We start from the raw sequence: 18,343 nt of genomic DNA on the forward strand, positions 1-18,343 counted from the left end.
CCCCGCCGGCCCCAACCAACCACCCCCCACGCCCCCCGACACCACCAGCCCCGCCCTTGCCACCAGGTCCGCCGTCACCGCCCGCACCGCCGTTAGCCCCATGAACATCGGCCACGGTGCCATTCGCCCCGTCAGCCCCCGCAGCACCGGTGGTCCCGGTCCCGCCGACCCCACCCGCACCGCCGGCGCCGCCGCTGACGTCCCCGAAGACGTCCAACGCGGACTTGACGGCGCCCCCGGCCCCACCGGCCCCACCGTCACCGGCGGCCTCGGTCGCCGACGCGGCACCGCCGGCCCCGCCCGCACCGCCGGTACCACCGCTGACGTCACCGAGGAAGCCCCATCGGGTGATGGCTTGACCTCCGGCTCCGCCGTTCCCGCCAACCCCGCCCGGTACGACGGCGGCACCGCCGTCACCGCCGGCGCCGCCGTTGCCGAACAAGATGCCACCGGCACCGCCGTTACCGCCATCGGCGCCGGGCCCACCGGCGCCGCCGGCGCCGCCGTCGCCGAACAAACCGGCATTCCCGCCGTTACCGCCGACCACACCGGCGGCAGTAGAGCTGTAGCCGTCTCCGCCGTCGCCGAAGAGGAACCCGCCGGCACCGCCGTTGGGGTCCGCCGCGGTGCCGTCGACACCGTTGCCGATCAGATCCCGCCCGAACAGCAGGTTGGTCGGCGCGTTGATGATCGCGTCGATTCGCTCGCCGAGCGGACTGTTGATCCAGTATTCGCCGAGGGTTTGCAGCAGGTTGGCGGTGGCCGGATCGGCACCGGCCGCGGGATCGGTGGGCACCACGAGCCCGGCCAGCGGATCGGAGGGTAGAGCAAACGCCGGATCAGCGGAAGTCACTGAACCCGCGAGGGGATCCAGACTCGTGAGGGACCCGATGATCGGGTCGATGACGAGGTCGACGATGTCGGCGTGGGCGTGCGGCATGGCCAGGGGGCTGGTCGCTGCAGCCACAACGGCACCGGCGACCGTACCCAGGCCGACCACACGACGACGCCGTCGGGTGCCGTGGTCCTTACCGCTACCAGCCACTACCCGACCCACCACCGGTTCCTTGCGCGAGCACGTCGCGCGCGCGACCGTAGCGGGTCCGCGGGCACCTGTCAATGAAACGCCGGGGGCATCGACAGAGCCACACAGGGTGATCGGTCCGAAGTCGTCGAGGATCATGCGGGTCACCTTGGTGCGACCTACCTGGCGTCCGGCCCGGCGGGTTGTTCGGCGCGCTGCGGTTTACAGCCAGGTGTCCCGAGTGGTCGTCGTCAGGAACGCCTCGAGGTCGTCACGCCACTGCGCCGGGGTGGTCTTGTCGGGCTCGATGCCGGTGTATTGGCCGCGGTAGAACAGCAGCGGACGCGGCTTGATCGTGGGCACCTCCGACAGTGACTGCACCGCGCCGAACACCACGAAGTGGTCTCCACCGTCGTGCACCGCGGCCACCGTGCAGTCGATGTAGGCCAGCGACCCGTCGATGATCGGCGAACCCAACGGCGACAGACTCCAATCGATGCCGGCGAACTTGTCCGGTTCGGTGGAGCCGAAGCGCGCCGAGACATCTTTTTGATCCTCGGTGAGCACGTTGACGCAGAACTTCCCGGCAGCCTCGATCGCCCGCCACGAGCGCGACACCTTGGTCGGGCAGAACAGCACCAACGGCGGCTCCAGGGACAGCGCGGCGAACGATTGGCAGGCGAACCCGACGGGGGCGTCGTCGTGCACGGTGGCGATGACCGTGATGCCGGTGCAGAATTGCCCCAGCACCTGCCGGAAGGCTTGCGAATCCAAGGTCATTGCAGCTGCGTGTCGCGGAACCCGACCGTGAAATCGTGACCCCACAGGCTCACCGCGGTGCTTTCCCGGGCGATCCAATAGCGGTCATCGACTTTTCTTCCCTCACAACCGAATTCGATATCGAAACCGCCTGGGGTTTTCATGTAGAACGACAGCATCAAGTCGTTGACGTGCCGGCCCAACGTGGCCGACATCGGTACCTTGCGGCGCAACGCCCGATCCAGGCACAGCCCGACGTCGTCGGAGTTCTCCACCTCGACCATCAGGTGCACGATGCCGCTCGGGGTGAGTGCGGGCATGAACGCCAGACTGTGGTGGCGCGGGTTGCAGCCAAAGAAACGCAGCCAGGCCGACGGGCCGTCGGCGGGCCGGCCGACCAGCTGAGGCGGCAGCCGCATCGAGTCACGCAGCGTGAAGCCGAGCACGTCGCGGTAGAAATGCAGCGACTCGGCATCGTCACGGGTGCACAGCACCACATGTCCCAGCCCCTGCTCGCCGGTGACGAATTTGTGTCCGTACGGGCTGACGACGCGGCGGTGCTCGAGCGCGACGCCGTGGAAGACCTCCAGGCGGTTACCCGACGGGTCGGCGAACGCGATCATCTCGTCGACGCGCCGGTCCGCCAGTTCCGTGGCGGTGGCTTCCTTGTACGGAGTGCCCTCGACGTCGAGCCGGTTGCGGATCTCCTGCAGGCCTTCGGCGTTGGCGCATTCCCAACCGGCTGCCGCGAGCCGGTCGCGGTCGCCGGGCACGATCACCAGCCGGGCCGGGAAGTCGTCCATCCGCAGATACAGCGCGCCCTCGGTGGATCCGGTTCCCTCCACCATCCCGAGGACTTTCAGGCCGTACTCGCGCCACGCGGCCACGTCGGTGGCCTCGATGCGCAGGTAACCCAGCGACCGGATACTCATCGGGCGCTCAGACCATCGTGTCTCCGGGCGGCAACCCGAACTCGTGATTGCCGAAGATCACGTACGCACGCTCCGGGTCGTTGGCGGCGTGCACGCGCCCCGCGTGCGCATCGCGCCAGAACCGTTGAAGCGGAGCATCATTGGCCAGCGCAGTGGCACCGGAAGCCTCGAACAGCCGGTCGATCGAGGCGAGCGCCCGGCCGGTGGCGCGAACCTGGTCGCGGCGGGCACGGGCGCGCAGCTCGAACGGGATCTCCCTGCCGGCGGCCAACAACGCGTATTCCTCGCTGACGTTGCCGATCAGCTGGCGCCACGCCGCGTCGATGTCGCTGGCGGCCTCGGCGATGCGAACCTTGGCGAACGGATCGTCTCTGGCCTTTTCGCCGGCGAATGCGGCGCGCACCCGCTTGCCCTGGTGCTCGACGTGCGCGCGGTAGGCACCGTAGGCCATGCCGACGATGGGCGCCGAGATCGTGGTGGGATGCATAGTGCCCCATGGCATCTTGTACACCGGTGCGGTGTTGGCCGCCAACCCGCCGGCAGTGTGGTCGTTCATCGCCTTGTAGGACAGGAACCGGTACCGCGGGACGAAGACGTCTTTGACCGCGATGGTGTTGCTGCCGGTGCCCCGCAGGCCCACCACATGCCAGACGTCGTCGATGCGGTACTGCGTGCGCGGGATCAAGAAGCTGCCGAAGTCGACTGGCCGCCCGTCCTTGATCACCGGCCCGCCCACAAAGCACCAGGTCGCGTGGTCACAGCCCGACGACCAGTTCCACGAACCGTTGACCAGGTAGCCGCCGTCGACCACGGTGCCGGCACCCATCGGCGCGTACGACGAGGAGATCCGCACGGTCGGGTCCTCGCCCCACACCTCTTCCTGGGCCTTCTGGTCGAACAGCGCCAGGTGCCAGTTGTGCACGCCGATAATCGATCCCACCCAGCCGGTTGAGCCGCAGGCACTGGCAAGACGGCGCGCTGCCTCGAAGAACAACGCCGGATCGCATTCCAGACCGCCCCACTGCCGGGGTTGCAGCAGCGTGAAGAAACCGACCTCGTCGAGCGCCTTGACGGTCTCGTCGGGCAGCCGGCGCAGATCCTCGGTGGCCTGAGCGCGCTCGGCCAGCTGCGGAAGCAGATCGTCGATACCGGCCAGGACCGACTGGGCGTCACGCTGTTGAATGGACGTCACGGCATTGCCTCCCGAGAGTGGCGTAGTTACCTCAGAGACTAGAACAGGTTCCGATTTGTGTCGAGCAGGGTATGCCTGCGGCTGGTAGCGAAGCGGAGTAAGTTTTTTGTAACCTGTTCTAGTTATGACAGAAAGGGTCGCGTCGTGACGGGCGACGAGCCGCTCGGCACCCATGTCCTGAAACTGCAGATCGCCGACGTCATCGCCGAAACCGACGACGCGCGGTCGCTGGTGTTCGCGGTCCCGCACGGTCCGCACGACCCCGACATCCCGGCCGACCGGTTGCGGTATGCGCCCGGGCAGTTTCTGACCCTGCGCATTCCCAGCGAGCGCACCGGCTCGGTGGCACGCTGCTATTCGCTGTCCAGCTCACCGTTCACCGACGACGCGCTCACGGTCACCGTCAAGCGCGAAGGGTACGCGTCGAACTGGCTGTGCGACCACGCACACCCGGGGATGGCCATCCACGTACTGGCCCCGTCAGGCACTTTCGTGCCCGAGACGCTCGACGACGACTTCCTGCTGATCGCCGCGGGCAGCGGGATCACCCCGATCATGTCGATCTGCAAGTCCGCGCTGGTGCAGGGCAGCGGGCAGGTGATGCTGATCTATGCCAACCGCGACGAGCGCTCGGTGATCTTCGCCGACGCGCTGCGCGAACTGGCCGCCAAATATCCCGGCCGGCTGAGCGTCGTGCACTGGTTGGAGTCGCTGCAGGGCCTGCCGAGCGTGGCCGCCTTGGCCACGTTGGCTGCCCCGTGCACCGACCGGCAGGCGTTCATCTGCGGCCCCGGGCCGTTCATGGCGGCCGCCCGGCAAGCCCTCGAATCGCTGGGCGTGCCGGCCCGGAACATCCACATCGAGGTGTTCACATCGCTGCAGACCGATCCGTTCGCCGCGGTGCACATCGAAGACGACGGTGACGAGCCGCCGGCCACCGTGGTGGTGCAGCTCGACGGCGAGACCCGCACGTTGTCGTGGCCGCGGCGGGCAAAACTGCTCGACGTGCTGTTGGACGCCGGCCTCGACGCGCCGTTCTCGTGCCGTGAAGGCCACTGCGGCGCCTGCGCGACCAGCCTGCGTAACGGCAAGGTGCACATGGAGTTCAACGACGTGCTCGAGCAGCAGGACCTCGACGACGGGCTCATCCTGGCCTGTCAGGCCCACCCGGACACCGATGCAGTCGAAGTCACCTACGACGAGTAGCCGCGACCTTCAGTTCTGCACGGGTGCATCAGCGCGGCAGCTCTGCGGCGGGCGCGACGACCGGCAGTTCGGCTTGTTGAGCACCGTCGAACATCCGCGCGTCATAAGTGACGACGGCATCGAGCTGATCCGCGGCCGACTGGGCGGCCGCCAGGTGGATGGCGTCCAAGGTACGCAGCTCGAGTGGCCGCAGCATCGCCGCGGCGTCGAGTAGTCGGCCTGTCAGCGCGACTATGTCCATGCCGGCGAGAATCGCGCGGGCGTGTTCGACGGCATCCGGCGTGCCGAGGCGAGCCACCGCACGGACGAGCTCGGTACGGGCCAGCGCAGCGGTGAACCAGGTTCGTTCGACATTGTCACCGAGATACCCGCGCAACGCCGACGATTCGGGTTCGTTGACGACGAGCTTCACCAATGCGGAGGTATCGAGGTAGATCATCGCTCGTCACGACGCAGCCGCTGCAACTCCTCGGAACCGCTGAATCCGTAGTCGCGCGGCGGGTTGGCCAGAACATCTTCATGCGAGGTCCGGGCCGGTAAAACCTCCCCGCTCGCAACCAAATCGGCCCACCGGTCGGTTGTGACCGGAACCAACCGGGCCACCAATCGGCCCCGCTGAGTCACTCCTACCACTTCTCCGGAGCGCACCCGGGCCAAATAGCGGCTCGCATTTTGGCGTAGTTCCCTGACCCCGATGATCTCCATGTAGCACATGGTAGCACTATGGTGTTGTCACCGCGACTCGGCGATCGTGTCCATACCCGCCCCCCACGCGGCTGATGCGTTGCCGCGAGCCGGGATCCGGGCAGCGGTGCGCTCCGGTGCGGCCCGGGTCGGTTTCCACCTTTACAACACCGAGGCGGATTTGGAGCGCTTACTCGACGCGATGTAGGCAGCAAGCGCAGCGGCCGTCCTGTACATCCGGCGTACCCTGTACACGACGAGTGGCACGGTGACCCATGGTTGCGGCCGCTCAATCCCGCGGCAGGCCCAACAGCCGTTCGGCGGCCAGCGTGAGCAGGATCTGCTCGGTCCCGCCGGCGATCGTCAGGCAACGGGTGTTGAGGAAATCGTGCACGGTGCGGTCCTCGACGATGCCGGCGCCGTCGCTCAGATCCATCCGGTATTCGGCCAGCGCCTGCCGGTACCGCACGCCGATGAGCTTGCGGACACTGGACTGCGCGCCCGGATCCTGTCCGCCGACGGCCAGCTCGGCGATGCGCTGATCCAGCAGCGAGCCGGCCTGCGCGGTGGTGATCAACCGCGCCAGCCGATCCTGTTGCGCGGCGTCGAGGTCGATGTCGGCCACCGCCACCAGCAGCTGCTCCATCGGGTCGCCCAGCGCGGTGCCGGTGGCCATCGCGACCCGCTCGTTGGCCAGCGTGGTGCGCGCCAGGCGCCAGCCGTCGTTCACCGCCCCGACGACATTGTCGTCGGGCACGAACACGCGGTCCAAAAAGACTTCGTTGAACAGGGCGTCGCCGGTGATCTCGCGCATCGGCCGGATCTCGATGCCCGGGGCGCTCATGTCGACCAGGAAGTATGTGATGCCCTTGTGCTTCGGCGCGTCGGGATCGGTACGGGCCAGGCAGACCCCGAACTGCGCCTTGTGCGCCGAGGACGTCCACACCTTCTGTCCGGTCAGTTCCCAACCGCCGTCGACCCGCACGGCCTTGGTGCGCAGCGACGCCAGGTCGGAGCCGGCATCGGGCTCAGAAAACAGCTGACACCAAAAGATCTCGCCGCGCAGGGTGGCCGGAACGAACCGCTGCACCTGCTCGGGCGTGCCGTGTTCGAGGATGGTCGGTGCCGCCCACCAGCCGATCACCAGATCGGGGCGCTCGACGCCGGCCGCCGACATCTCCTGGTCGATCAGCAGCTGCTCGGCCGGTCCCGCACTGCGGCCGTGGGGCTTGGGCCAGTGCGGCGCCAACAGTCCCGCCTCGGCAAGAGCCGCCTGGCGCCGGTCCGCGGGGAGCGCGGCGATGTCGGCCACGGTAGCCGCGATCTGGGGCCGCAGAGCAGCGACGGCGCTGAGATCGATGCTCAGCCGTCGACGGACTCCGGCCCGGGTCAGCGCTGCGGTGCGGCGTAGCCAACGCGCCGAACCGCCGAGGAACTGCCCGATGCCGTAGGCGCGGCGCAGGTACAGGTGTGCGTCGTGCTCCCAGGTGATGCCGATGCCGCCCAACACCTGGATGCAGTCCTTGAGGTTGGCCTTGGCGGCGTCGATACCGATGCCGGCGGCGATCGCCGCGGCGATCGACAACTGGCTGCGGTCGGCGTCGGTGGCGGCGTGCGCGGCGTCGGCGGCGGCCACCGCGACCTGCTCGGCACGGCACAGCATCTCCGCGCAGATGTGCTTGACGGCCTGGAAGCTGCCGATCGGCTTGCCGAACTGCTCGCGCACCTTGGCGTAGGCGACGGCGGTGTCCACCGCCCAGCGGGCCACCCCGGCCGCCTCGGCGGCCAACACGGTGGCAGCCAGGTCCTCGACCGGCTGCTCGGCGATCACGGCCGCCGGCGCGGAGGTCAGCACCACCCGCGCCAGCGGTCGGGAGAAGTCGGTGGCGCGCAGCGGCTCGACTGCGACGCCGTCGTCGCCGGCGTCCACGAGCAGCCACTTCCCGTCGGCCGGCAGCAACACCAGGCCCGCGGCGTCGGCACCGAGCACCCACGGCAGGTGGCCCGAGACGCAGTTGCGTTGCGCGTCGAACTCCACGTTACCGCCGAGCGCCAGTCCGGCGACCCGCTCACCGGATGCCAGCCCGGTGCGCAACACCGGGTCGGTGACCACGAGCGCGGCCAGCGCCGTCGTCGCCACCGGACCCGGCGCCAGCACTGTGGCGGCCTCGTCGAGCATCGCGCACAGATCCTCGACGCCGCCGCCCGCACCGCCGCACTCTTCGGGAACTGCGACACCGAACAGCCCCAGGCCGGCCAGGTTCTCGAAAACCGGCCGCCAGGCATCGGCCTTGCCCTGTTCGATGTCGCGGACCGCGGCCCGGCAAACCGACCCGGCACCTGATCGCGCGCCCCACTCGCGCACCAGTTCGCGCGCCGCGAGCTGATGATCGGTGATGCTCGCTGACACGATTGGCTCCTCATTCGCGACGACGGGACGCCCCGCCCACTAGAACGTGTTCTAATGGTGCCAGCGACCGGCCGTCAAGTCGACGACCGGACACTCGGCGGTACAGAGGTGGGAAGTACACCCCGACGTGCGTATCGTTTGGATCGCGGACGCAACAGGAAGGAGCTGCCCGTCCCATGTCCTCCTCCAGCCCGGAGCCGGCCAACACCAGCCCGTCCGACGCGCAGCCACGCGAGGTGATGAGCGTGGCCGTGCTGGCCGAGTCCGAGCTCGGGTCGGAAGCCCAGCGCGAGCGGCGCAAGCGCATCCTCGACGCGACGATGGCGATCGCCGCCAAGGGCGGCTACGAGGCAGTCCAGATGCGCGCGGTGGCCGACCGGGCAGATGTAGCGGTGGGAACGCTGTACCGCTATTTCCCGTCGAAAGTCCACCTGCTGGTGTCCGCCCTGGGCCGTGAGTTCGAACGCATCGAGGCCAAGACGGACCGGTCCGCGGTGCCCGGAGGAACCCCGTATCAGCGGCTGAACTTCATGGTCAGCAAACTCAACCGGGCGATGCAGCGCAACCCGCTGCTGACCGAGGCGATGACCCGCGCGTACGTGTTCGCCGACGCCTCGGCGGCAGGTGAGGTCGATCACGTGGAGAAACTGATCGACGCGATGTTCGCCCGGGCGATGGCCGACGGCGAGCCGACCGAGGACCAGTACCACATCGCCCGGGTCATCTCCAACGTGTGGTTGTCGAATCTGCTGGCGTGGCTGACTCGCCGAGCCTCGGCTACCGATGTGAGCAAACGCCTCGACCTGGCGGTGCGACTGTTGGTCGGCGACGGCGAAACCGCGAAGGTGTGACCGCCGCGCACCGAGCGTGAATCCGGTGCGATGATCGGCCGAATTTTTCGCAACGGTTTCACTGTCGATGAACGGCAGGCGGCAACGGCATGTCGAACTGGGCCATCACCGCACGAAGCGTCGCCGGATAGTCGGTGATGATGCCGTCCACCCCGGCGGCGATCTGGGCGCGCATGACGTCGGCGTCGTTGATCGTCCACGGAACAACCCTGAGGCCCAGCGCGTGCGCCCGGTCGACCAACGCCCGGTCGACCAGCGGATAACTGGGCGAAACGATGCTGGCACCGACCATCAGCGCGCCCACCAGCGGGTCACCGACGACGGCCGGGTTGATTCCGGCCAGCCACGGCGAACCGGGTTGCCACGTGGTCTGGTTCCACAGCGCCACCCCGGGAATCGACGGCTCCGCCGCGCGCACCGCCGTCAGCGTTCGCCAGTCGAAACTTTCGATCTCGACCCGATCAGCCTTGCCCGCCGAGCGGACGGCGGCCAGGATCACGTCGACGAACTCCTCGGGTCCGGCGGTCGCGCCAGGGTCTTGCGCGTCGACTTTGGTCTCGATGTCGTAGCGCACGTCGGCCCGATAGGCATCGGTGAGCGCAAAAATTTCGGGTAGCGTCGCAATCCTGCGGCCGCAGTCCAGCGTGCGGATCTCGGCCAGGGTGAGCTCGTGCACCCGCTTGCCGGCGTAGGGATAGCGCGGGTCACCCGGGAACGCCGGCGCGGTGTCGGCGCACTTCTGCGGCCCCATCGTCTCGTCGTGCCACACCAATGGTTCCCGGTCTAAGGTGATGCCGATATCGAACTCCAAGGTGCTGACTCCTGTTTCGAGTGCACGAGCACCACCTTGATGGGCCACCAGCTCGAAGCCGAGCGGTTGCGCACCGGACTGCGGCAGCGGACCGAGAACAACGACGACCGCCAGGGCCAGTGCGCCAAGGCGAATGGCCAACCGCGTCACCGTCGTCGCTGGCGGGCGATTTCAGCCAGCACCACTCCCGCAGCCACCGACGCATTCAGCGACTCGGTCGGGCCCGCCATCGGAATCGAGACGACCGTGTCGCAATTCTGCCGCACCAGCCGAGACAGGCCCTTGCCTTCGGAGCCGACGACGAGCACTACCGGGCCGGTGCCGTCGAGGTCGTCGAGGGAGGTGTCGCCGTCGGCGTCCAACCCGATCAGCTCCAGACCACGATCGGCCCAATCCTTCAGCGTGCGAGTCAGATTGGTGGTCCGAGCCACCGGAACCCGGGCCGCCGCACCGGCGCTGGTCCGCCACGCCACCGCGGTCACCGAGGCGGAACGTCGCTGCGGGATCAACACCCCGTGGCCGGCGAAGGCGGCCACCGACCGCACGATGGCACCGAGGTTGCGCGGATCGGAGATGTTGTCCAACGCCACCAGCAGCGCCGGTGGAGAATCGATCGCGGCGGCGATCAGATCCCCGGGGTGGGCATAGTCGTACGGCGGCACTTGCAACGCGATGCCCTGATGCAGGCCGTTGGTGGTCATTCGGTCCAGGTCGCTGCGCGGCACCTCGAGGATCGCAATACCGGAATCGGCTGCGAGCGTGACGGACTCGGCCAGCCGATCGTCGGCCTGGGTGCCCAGCGCCACGTAGAGCGCGGTCGCGGGAACACCGGCGCGCAGGCATTCCAGCACCGGGTTACGGCCCAAGACTATTTCGACGTCGTCTCCGCTGCGTTTCGCCGACCGCCGCGGCGCGGCCTTGAGCCGCTTGGCGGCGGGATGATGGGGCCGCAAATGCGCGGGCGGCGTGGGCCCGCGGCCCTCCAGGCCGCGGCGGCGCCGGCCGCCCGAGCCGACGCTCGGCCCCTTTTTGCTCCCGGGTTTGCGGACCGCCCCCCGGCGCCCGGAATTGCCGGGCATCTAGCGGGCTTCCAAGGACCACTGGGGTCCGTCGGCGGTATCGGTGACCTCGATCCCGGCCCGCTTGAGCCGCTCGCGGATCTCGTCTGCCAGCTTCCAGTCGCGCTGTTGGCGCGCCCGTTCGCGCCGCTCCAGCTCGGCGTGCACCAGCACCTCGACGGCGGCCAGCGCGGCCGACGCCTCCGCATGGGATTCCCAGCGTTCGTCGAGCGGATCGCAGCCCAGGACGCCCATCATCGCCCGGATTGCGGTGGCCTGGGCCATGGCGCCGTCGTGGTCACCGGCTTCGAGCGCCCGGTTGCCCTCCGCGCGGGCGTGGTGCACCTCGGCCAGCGCGGCCGGTACCGCGAGATCGTCATCGAGGGCGGCCGCGAACCGCGGCGGCCACTGCCCGGCAACGACCGCACCCACCCGGTTGCGCACCCGGTGCAGAAACTCCTCGATGCCCTGGTAGGCCCTGACCGCATCATGCAGCGCGGCCTCGGAGAACTCCAGCATCGAGCGGTAATGCGCGCTGCCCAGGTAGTAGCGCAGCTCGGCGGGCCGCACCCGCTCCAGCACAGCGGGAATCGCCAGCACGTTGCCCAGCGACTTGCTCATCTTCTCCCCGCCCATGGTCACCCAGCCGTTGTGCAGCCAGTACCGGGCGAATCCGTCACCGGCCGCGCGGCTCTGGGCGATCTCGTTCTCGTGATGCGGGAAAACCAAATCGATTCCACCGCAATGGATATCGAACTCAGAGCCCAGATATGTCCGGGCCATCGCCGAACACTCCAGATGCCAGCCCGGGCGGCCACGACCCCACGGGGTGGGCCACGACGGCTCGCCCGGCTTGGCGCCTTTCCACAGGGTGAAATCACGCTGGTCGCGCTTGCCGGCGGCCACGTCTTCACCCTGATCGAGACCTTCCTGGACGTCGTCAAGCCGGTGTCCGGAGAGCCGACCGTAGTCGGGATAGCTCGACACGTCGAAGTAGACGTCGCCGTTGCCGGTATAGGCATGACCGGAGTCGATCAACCGCTGCATCAGCTCCACCATCTGGGTGATATGGCCCGTGGCGCGGGGCTCGGCCGACGGCGGCAAGATCCCCAGGGCGTCGTAGGCGCTGACAAACGCACGCTCGTACGTGGCTGCCCATTCCCACCACGGTCGACCCGCCGCGGCGGCCTTGGTGAGGATCTTGTCGTCGATGTCGGTGACGTTGCGGATGAACGCGACGTCGAAGCCGCGGGCCATCAGCCAGCGGCGCAGCACATCGAATGCCACCCCGCTGCGGACGTGGCCGACATGCGGCAGGCCCTGCACGGTCGCGCCGCACAGGTAGATGGAGACGTGTCCGGGCCGCAGCGGCACAAACTCCCGCATGGCACCGGTCATGGTGTCGCGCAGTCGCAGGCCGGGCCCGTCGGTCACGACGTGCCAGCTTACCGGCTAAACCGTTGTGCCCCCTTCTCCTCGAGCGGTCAGATCGTGACCACCAACGCCGTGGCGATCGCCGCCAGGCCCTCGCCGCGGCCCGTCAGGCCCAGCCCGTCGGTGGTGGTGGCCGACACCGATACCGGAGCGGCGAGGATCCCCGACAACAGCTCCTGGGCCTCACCGCGGCGCGGCCCGACCCTGGGCCGGTTGCCGATCACCTGCACGGCGGCGTTGCCGACCCGGTAGCCGTGCCGTGCGAGCAGCCCGGCGACGTGACCGAGCATGTCGGCTCCGCTGACGGCGGTCCAGCGCGGATTGTCCACACCGAAGACCTCACCGATGTCGCCCAGCCCGGCCGCGGACAATAACGCGTCGCACAACGCGTGTACCGCGACGTCGCCGTCGGAGTGCCCGGCACAGCCGTCAGCCTCGGGAAAGAGCAGGCCCAGCAGCCAGCAGGGTCGTCCGGGCGCGATCGGGTGGACGTCGGTGCCCAGACCGATCCGGATGTTCATCGGGTCACGATCGCCTGAGCCAGCAGCAGGTCGAGCGGGGTGGTGATCTTGAACGCCAGCGGGTCGCCGTCGATCACCTGAACCTGATCACCCAGCTGCTCGACTCTCGACGCGTCGTCGGTGACATCAGCAGTTCCGGCCCCTCGGTAGGCGCGCAGCAGCAGGTCCGTCGTGAATCCCTGCGGAGTCTGCACCGCCCGCAGTCCGGCCCGCGCCGGCGTACCCAACACCACCCCGTTGGCGTCGACCGCCTTGATGGTGTCGGGCACCGGCAGTGCCGGAGCGACAGCCATATGCCCCGCCCGTAGCGCCTGCACCACGCGTACCACCAGCCCCGGCGGTGTCAGCGCCCGCGCCGCGTCGTGCACCAGCACGAAATCCGGCTTCCTCGCCCCGGAAAGTTCTGCCAGCGCGCGCCTCACCGATTCACCTCGGCTGGCCCCGCCCGCCACGATCGTGACGTCGCTCCCGAGAAGAAGTTTGGCCTGGTCAACGCGGTCCGGCGGCACCGCCACCACGACACCGTCGACGACGCCGGAGTCCCGCAGGCCCGCGACGGCGCGTTCGACCAGGGTGCGCCCGTTCAGCGCAAGGAACGCTTTGGGAATCTCAGCAGCCAGCCGATGCCCCATGCCCGCGGCCGGGACAACCGCGACCGTGCTCGTCACAGTCAGGACGCGGCGGCCAGCACCTCGTCGAGGATGGTTGTCGCCTTGGCGTCGTCGGTGCTTTCGGCCAGCGCCAATTCGCCGACCAGGATTTGGCGCGCCTTGGCCAGCATGCGCTTCTCGCCGGCGGACAGTCCGCGCTCCTGGTCGCGGCGCCACAGATCGCGCACGACCTCGGCGACCTTGTTGACGTCGCCGGAGGCGAGTTTTTCCAGGTTGGCCTTGTAACGACGGGACCAGTTGGTCGGCTCTTCGGTGTGCGGTGCACGGAGCACCTGGAACACCTTGTCGAGGCCCTCCTGGCCGACCACATCGCGGACGCCGACGTACTCGGCATTCTCGGCGGGCACCCGCACGGTCAGGTCTCCCTGCGCGACCTTCAAGACCAGGTATTCCTTTTGTTCCCCTTTGATGGTCCGAGTTTCGATCGCCTCGATTAACGCAGCACCATGGTGTGGATAGACAACGGTGTCTCCGACCTTGAAAATCATCTGCTTCGAGCCCCTTTCGTTACGTCAATGCTAACACGGCGCCCCGCGGCGCGCGGAACAACGGTGCAGGTCAGGGGCACCGATCGCGCAGGTTGGGGTTGACAAACCGGCGAATTCATGTATGCGACCGACCTTTTGGGAGACCCGGCGGGATCCCGGCAGGACCTTCGGTGTGGCCCTCTCGGGGGCATCACCGATGGTACTGCGCCGCGTCGAGGCCTGCGCTTCCGCCCGCCGCGGCGACCTACTACTGTGCGTAATCGAATCCCGTGCCGCTACGGGGCTGAGCAGGAGGCTTTCAGTGCACCGCTTCGATGTCCGCCACGCCCGCATCGTCGCCGCCCTGGCGGCCGGCAGCGTGCTCGCCGCCGCACTCAGCGGCTGCAGCGCCGGCCAAGTCGCCCAGACGGCCAAGGAGCAGTCGGCCGTGAACGGCTCCGAGGTGACCATCAACAACATGGCGCTGCGCAACATCCACCTGCAGGCCGTCCAGCACGGCGACTTCCTGCGGCCCGGCCACCGGGTGGACCTGGTCATGGTCGTCGCCAACCAGTCACCGGACTCCGACGACACTCTGGTCGACGTCACCACCGACATCGGTCCGGTGACACTGTCCGGTAATTCGCGGGTGCCGGCCGGCGGTGTCCTGTTCGTCGGCGACGACCAGAACAACAAGGCGACCGGCGCCGTGACGGCCGCCGAGAACGCCAGGGCCACGGTGACCTTGGACAAGCCGATCACCAATGGCCTGACCTACAACTTCACCTTCGACTTCGAGAAGGCCGGACGCGGCAGCGTGCAGGTGCCGATTTCCGCACCAACCAAGCAGCCCTGACTGTCGGACCCCGCCGATACGGTCATGGCGTGTCCAAGACATGCTCGCGGTACCGCTGTTCGCAATGCCACCACGTCACCGCCAAGTGGGTCGGTCGCTGTCCGCAGTGTGGCACCTGGGGCGCCGTCGACGAGGTGGCGATGCCCGGCGCCGGCATCGGCAGCCGCCGCGCGGTGACGCCGGCCCGCCCGGCGGTACCGATCAGCTCCATCGAGCCGCACAGCACCCGCCATTGCCCCACCGGAGTCGGCGAGCTCGACAGGGTGCTCGGCGGTGGCGTGGTGCCGGGATCGGTCACGCTGTTGGCGGGTGATCCCGGCGTGGGCAAGTCGACATTGCTGCTCCGCGTCGCCCACCAGTGGGCACAATCGGGTCATCGGGCCCTCTACGCGTCCGGCGAAGAGTCCTGCGGCCAGATCAGGATGCGTGCCGACCGGACCGGCTGCAGTCACGACGAGGTGTTCCTGGCTGCCGATGCCGACCTGCATGCGCTGCTCGGCCAGATCGAGGCGGTGCGGCCCACGCTCGTCGTCGTGGACTCGGTGCAGACCATGTCGACCACCGAGGCCGACGGAGTCACCGGCGGCGTCACCCAGGTGCGCGCGGTGACGGCCGCGCTGACCGCGGCGGCCAAGGCGACCGGTGCCGCGCTGATCCTGGTCGGCCACGTCACCAAGGACGGCGCCATTGCCGGCCCGCGTTCGCTGGAACATCTCGTCGACGTGGTGCTGCAGTTCGAGGGCGATCGTCATGGCGCGCTGCGCATGGTCCGCAGCGTCAAGAACCGCTTCGGTCCCAGCGACGAAGTCGGCTGCTTTCTTTTGCACGAGAGCGGAATCGAGGAAGTCGCCGACCCGTCCGGGTTGTTTTTGGACCAGCGGCCCTGTCCGGTTCCCGGCACAGCGATCACGGTGACGCTCGACGGTAAGCGGCCGCTGGTCGGTGAAGTCCAGGCGCTGCTCGCCGCCCCGTCCGACGGGCGGCCGCGACGCGCGGTCAGCGGCGTCGACCACGCCCGCGCCGCGATGATCATCGCGGTACTAGAAAAGCATGCCGGAATGTCGATCTCGGTCAACGACACCTTTTTGTCCAGCGTCGGCGGAATGCGATTGACCGATCCGTCGTCGGATCTGGCAGTGGCAGTCGCGCTGGCCTCCGCCTACGCCGGCCTTCCGCTGCCGACCACCGCGGTGGTCATCGGAGAGGTCGGCCTTGCCGGCGATTTGCGCAGGGTCTGCGGGATGGACCGCCGACTGGCCGAAGCCGCCCGCCAAGGGTTCACCACCGCGCTGATCCCGCCCGGCTGCGATGCGGTGCCGCCGGGTCTGCAGGTGCTGCCGGCGGCCACCATCGTCGCGGCGCTTCGACATGTGCTCGCCGTCGCGCACCCGCCGGCGGCACCGCGTCCGCTAGTGTCGCTCGCGGCGGAGCAGAATGGCTGATGATGACAGCAGGCAAGGCAAGGACCAACGGCGCGGCACCGACGACGCGACCGACGCTGCGTGAGGCCGTCGCGCGACTTGCTCCCGGCACCCCCCTGCGCGACGGTCTGGAACGGATTCTGCGCGGCCGAACCGGTGCCTTGATCGTGCTCGGCTACGACGAGAGCGTCGAGGCCATCTGCGACGGCGGGTTCTCCCTGGACGTGCGTTACGCACCGACCCGGCTGCGGGAGCTGTCCAAAATGGACGGAGCGGTGGTGCTGTCCACCGACGCCAGTCACATCCTGCGCGCCAATGTGCAGCTGGTTCCCGACCCGTCGATACCGACCGAGGAATCCGGGACGCGGCACCGCTCGGCTGAGCGGGCCGCCATCCAGACCGGATACCCGGTGATCTCGGTGAGCCACTCGATGAGCCTCGTGACCGTCTACGTCGCCGGGGAGCGCCACGTGCTGGCCGACTCGGCGACCATCCTGTCGCGGGCCAACCAGGCCATCGCCACGCTGGAACGCTATAAACTCCGGCTCGATGAGGTCAATCGGCAGCTCTCGCGAGCCGAGATCGAAGACTTCGTCACGCTGCGCGACGTGATGACGGTGGTGCAGCGGCTGGAGTTGGTCCGCCGGATCGGTCTGGTGATCGATGACGACGTGGTCGAGCTGGGCACCGATGGACGTCAGCTGAGGCTACAGCTCGAGGAGCTGCTCGGCGGCAATGACACCGCCCGGGAGCTGATCGTGCGCGACTACCACGCCGGTCCCGACCCGCTGTCGCAGACCCAGGTCGCGGCGATCCTCGACGAGCTGGACGCGCTGTCGGACGCCGAGCTGCTCGACTGCACGGCACTGGCGAGGATTTTCGGGTATCCGTCGACGACCGAAGGCCAGGATTCGGCGACGAGCGTCCGGGGCTACCGGGCGCTGTCGGGCATCCCGCGTCTTCAGTTCGCCCACGTGGACCGCTTGGTGCGCGAGTTCGGCTCGCTGCAGGCGCTGCTGGCAGCCAGCGCCGCCGACCTGCAGTCGGTGGAAGGCATCGGCGAGATATGGGCCCGGCATGTTCGCGAGGGACTGTCGCAGCTGGCCGAGTCGACGATCGCCGACCCCACCAGGTGAGGTCAAATGGCGACGAGGCGCGGGTGCCGCCCGGTCGCGGGGAAGCACCGCGAAGGCTCAGTTGCCCGGTGGACCCGGCGGCGGCCCGAGCGGTGCCGGGACAGGCATGACGGCGGGCGGCGACACACCGGGCGGCGCCTCGGGTGGCGGCGCGGCGGGCGGAGCCGGCGCGGCCAGGATGAACGGAACCGGCGCCGACCGCAGATTACCCAGCTGGACGACCAGGTTGTAAGTGCCCGGCCCGATCGCCGGCCGCGGAAGCGGACAATGCGGCGCAGAACCCATCCCGGTCCAGGTCACCGACGTGACGACCTGCTCGCCCGGCGTGAACATCTTCACCAGAGTCTCGTTGGACGGCGCACAGTCCAGGTTGGACCACAACCGCTTGTTGTCCAGGGAATACACATAGGCCGCCAGCACCGCAGCCCCGACGTCGCGCTTGCAGGCCACCAGCCCGATGTTGGTGACGACCATCGTGAATTTCGGCTGGTCGCCGATCACATACCGGGGCTGGTTGGTCAGCCCTTTGACCGCCAGCGTCGAGTCCGGACAGTCGTCACCCTCCTTCAGCACCGGCGGCGGCTGGACTGCGGCCGTCGGCGTCTCGGTGGGGAACTGGTTCTGCCCCAGCGGCGGCTGCACCGGCGTCTTGACCTCCGGCTGTGCCGCCGGCGCGGCCGACGGTTGCTGCGCGGCCGGCGGCTTGTCGGCGGCAGTGATCTTCGCGCCGGCACTGCCGCTGCGCACAGCCACAACCGCCGCGACGATGATCCCGATCACCACGACCGCGATACCCAGCGCCAGTCCCCTGCGCCGCCAGTAGATCTCCGGCGGCAGCGGGCCATGCGGTTCCAGATCCAGCACGATCACACGGTAAGCCCAGGTCACGCCGACACGAGCGACCCTGGTC

At 68.7% G+C, this 18,343-nt stretch carries 19 protein-coding genes and 1 pseudogene; 6 read left to right on the top strand and 14 right to left on the bottom strand.

Features of this window, described 5'->3' with window-relative positions; all coding sequences use genetic code 11:
- The 4 genes from F6Q13_RS00005 to hsaA form a co-directional block, all read right to left on the bottom strand.
- Positions 1-967 (bottom strand): PGRS repeat-containing protein (locus tag F6Q13_RS00005; protein ID WP_367140695.1); only part of this gene is annotated, 967 nt, incomplete at its 3' end.
- Between the two features lie 279 nt (positions 968-1,246).
- A complete protein-coding gene (hsaB, locus tag F6Q13_RS00010) occupies positions 1,247-1,804 on the bottom strand; it encodes a 3-hydroxy-9,10-secoandrosta-1,3,5(10)-triene-9,17-dione monooxygenase reductase subunit (RefSeq protein WP_293050431.1) in 558 nt (185 codons plus the stop codon).
- Entirely contained in the window at positions 1,801-2,715 is a 915-nt protein-coding gene (gene hsaC / locus F6Q13_RS00015; protein WP_293050433.1) for an iron-dependent extradiol dioxygenase HsaC, read from the bottom strand. The genes hsaB and hsaC overlap by 4 nt, the downstream gene beginning before the upstream one ends.
- A gap of 7 nt (positions 2,716-2,722) precedes the next feature.
- Entirely contained in the window at positions 2,723-3,907 is a 1,185-nt protein-coding gene (gene hsaA / locus F6Q13_RS00020) for a 3-hydroxy-9,10-secoandrosta-1,3,5(10)-triene-9,17-dione monooxygenase oxygenase subunit (RefSeq protein WP_293050435.1), read from the bottom strand.
- A gap of 144 nt (positions 3,908-4,051) precedes the next feature.
- On the opposite strand from hsaA, the gene F6Q13_RS00025 reads away from it, so the two are divergent.
- Positions 4,052-5,113, top strand: coding sequence for a ferredoxin--NADP reductase (locus F6Q13_RS00025; protein WP_293050437.1), 1,062 nt, complete (start codon positions 4,052-4,054; stop codon positions 5,111-5,113).
- Positions 5,114-5,141: 28 nt separating this feature from the next.
- On the opposite strand, the gene F6Q13_RS00030 is transcribed toward F6Q13_RS00025, so the two are convergent.
- Positions 5,142-5,552, bottom strand: a complete 411-nt coding sequence (locus F6Q13_RS00030) for a type II toxin-antitoxin system VapC family toxin (RefSeq protein ID WP_293050439.1) — start codon at positions 5,550-5,552, stop codon at positions 5,142-5,144.
- Complete coding sequence (locus F6Q13_RS00035) at positions 5,549-5,818, bottom strand: type II toxin-antitoxin system Phd/YefM family antitoxin (protein WP_293050441.1); 270 nt, start codon at positions 5,816-5,818, stop codon at positions 5,549-5,551. Before F6Q13_RS00035 ends, F6Q13_RS00030 begins: the two co-directional genes overlap by 4 nt.
- Positions 5,819-5,849: 31 nt before the next feature.
- Here F6Q13_RS00035 and F6Q13_RS00040 point away from each other — a divergent pair.
- Positions 5,850-6,005 (top strand): annotated as a pseudogene (locus tag F6Q13_RS00040) (aminotransferase); the annotation flags it as partial.
- 81 nt (positions 6,006-6,086) lie between these two features.
- Here F6Q13_RS00040 and F6Q13_RS00045 read toward each other — a convergent pair.
- A complete protein-coding gene (locus F6Q13_RS00045; RefSeq protein WP_293050443.1) occupies positions 6,087-8,207 on the bottom strand; it encodes an acyl-CoA dehydrogenase in 2,121 nt (706 codons plus the stop codon).
- 245 nt (positions 8,208-8,452) lie between these two features.
- Here F6Q13_RS00045 and kstR point away from each other — a divergent pair, with 245 nt between their 5' ends.
- Positions 8,453-9,058 (top strand): cholesterol catabolism transcriptional regulator KstR, encoded by a 606-nt coding sequence (gene kstR / locus F6Q13_RS00050; protein WP_293050771.1) that lies wholly within the window; start codon positions 8,453-8,455, stop codon positions 9,056-9,058.
- A 58-nt stretch (positions 9,059-9,116) separates the two neighbouring features.
- Here kstR and F6Q13_RS00055 read toward each other — a convergent pair whose 3' ends face one another.
- Genes F6Q13_RS00055 through carD form a run of 6 tightly spaced genes read right to left on the bottom strand, consistent with a single transcriptional unit; the run spans position 9,117 to position 14,041 of the window.
- Positions 9,117-10,010, bottom strand: a complete 894-nt coding sequence (locus F6Q13_RS00055; protein WP_293050445.1) for a glycerophosphodiester phosphodiesterase family protein — start codon at positions 10,008-10,010, stop codon at positions 9,117-9,119.
- Between the two features lie 5 nt (positions 10,011-10,015).
- Entirely contained in the window at positions 10,016-10,948 is a 933-nt protein-coding gene (gene rlmB / locus F6Q13_RS00060) for a 23S rRNA (guanosine(2251)-2'-O)-methyltransferase RlmB (protein ID WP_293050447.1), read from the bottom strand.
- Positions 10,949-12,361, bottom strand: a complete 1,413-nt coding sequence (gene cysS / locus F6Q13_RS00065; protein WP_293050449.1) for a cysteine--tRNA ligase — start codon at positions 12,359-12,361, stop codon at positions 10,949-10,951.
- Between the two features lie 50 nt (positions 12,362-12,411).
- Positions 12,412-12,882 carry a 2-C-methyl-D-erythritol 2,4-cyclodiphosphate synthase gene (ispF, locus tag F6Q13_RS00070; RefSeq protein ID WP_293050451.1) on the bottom strand — a complete coding sequence of 157 codons (471 nt, stop codon included), beginning with the start codon at positions 12,880-12,882 and terminating at the stop codon, positions 12,412-12,414.
- Positions 12,879-13,550 (bottom strand): 2-C-methyl-D-erythritol 4-phosphate cytidylyltransferase, encoded by a 672-nt coding sequence (gene ispD, locus F6Q13_RS00075; RefSeq protein WP_293050452.1) that lies wholly within the window; start codon positions 13,548-13,550, stop codon positions 12,879-12,881. The genes ispF and ispD overlap by 4 nt, the downstream gene beginning before the upstream one ends.
- Positions 13,551-13,552: 2 nt before the next feature.
- On the bottom strand, positions 13,553-14,041 hold the full coding sequence (gene carD / locus F6Q13_RS00080; protein ID WP_293050454.1) for an RNA polymerase-binding transcription factor CarD: 489 nt from the start codon (positions 14,039-14,041) through the stop codon (positions 13,553-13,555).
- Between the two features lie 301 nt (positions 14,042-14,342).
- Here carD and F6Q13_RS00085 point away from each other — a divergent pair, with 301 nt between their 5' ends.
- From F6Q13_RS00085 to disA, 3 genes are read left to right on the top strand one after another with little or no spacing between them, the layout of a single operon-like run.
- Entirely contained in the window at positions 14,343-14,876 is a 534-nt protein-coding gene (locus tag F6Q13_RS00085) for a hypothetical protein (protein WP_293050456.1), read from the top strand.
- Between the two features lie 29 nt (positions 14,877-14,905).
- Positions 14,906-16,318 carry a DNA repair protein RadA gene (gene radA, locus F6Q13_RS00090; RefSeq protein ID WP_293050458.1) on the top strand — a complete coding sequence of 471 codons (1,413 nt, stop codon included), beginning with the start codon at positions 14,906-14,908 and terminating at the stop codon, positions 16,316-16,318.
- A gap of 2 nt (positions 16,319-16,320) precedes the next feature.
- Entirely contained in the window at positions 16,321-17,433 is a 1,113-nt protein-coding gene (gene disA, locus F6Q13_RS00095) for a DNA integrity scanning diadenylate cyclase DisA (protein WP_293050773.1), read from the top strand.
- A gap of 57 nt (positions 17,434-17,490) precedes the next feature.
- Here disA and F6Q13_RS00100 read toward each other — a convergent pair whose 3' ends face one another.
- Positions 17,491-18,297, bottom strand: a complete 807-nt coding sequence (locus F6Q13_RS00100) for a hypothetical protein (protein ID WP_293050460.1) — start codon at positions 18,295-18,297, stop codon at positions 17,491-17,493.
- Positions 18,298-18,343 lie beyond the last annotated feature (46 nt).

This window comes from Mycobacterium sp. (assembly GCF_008709575.1).
Classification (GTDB): Bacteria; Actinomycetota; Actinomycetes; order Mycobacteriales; family Mycobacteriaceae; genus Mycobacterium.

Coding starts and splice junctions, on each gene's coding strand:
- hsaB (WP_293050431.1), bottom strand. CDS start 1,804: ATGACCTTGGATTCGCAAGCCTTCCGGCAGGTGCTGGGGCAATTCTGC.
- hsaC (WP_293050433.1), bottom strand. CDS start 2,715: ATGAGTATCCGGTCGCTGGGTTACCTGCGCATCGAGGCCACCGACGTG.
- F6Q13_RS00030 (WP_293050439.1), bottom strand. CDS start 5,552: ATGATCTACCTCGATACCTCCGCATTGGTGAAGCTCGTCGTCAACGAA.
- F6Q13_RS00035 (WP_293050441.1), bottom strand. CDS start 5,818: ATGGAGATCATCGGGGTCAGGGAACTACGCCAAAATGCGAGCCGCTAT.
- rlmB (WP_293050447.1), bottom strand. CDS start 10,948: ATGCCCGGCAATTCCGGGCGCCGGGGGGCGGTCCGCAAACCCGGGAGC.
- ispF (WP_293050451.1), bottom strand. CDS start 12,882: ATGAACATCCGGATCGGTCTGGGCACCGACGTCCACCCGATCGCGCCC.
- carD (WP_293050454.1), bottom strand. CDS start 14,041: ATGATTTTCAAGGTCGGAGACACCGTTGTCTATCCACACCATGGTGCT.
- disA (WP_293050773.1), top strand. CDS start 16,321: ATGACAGCAGGCAAGGCAAGGACCAACGGCGCGGCACCGACGACGCGA.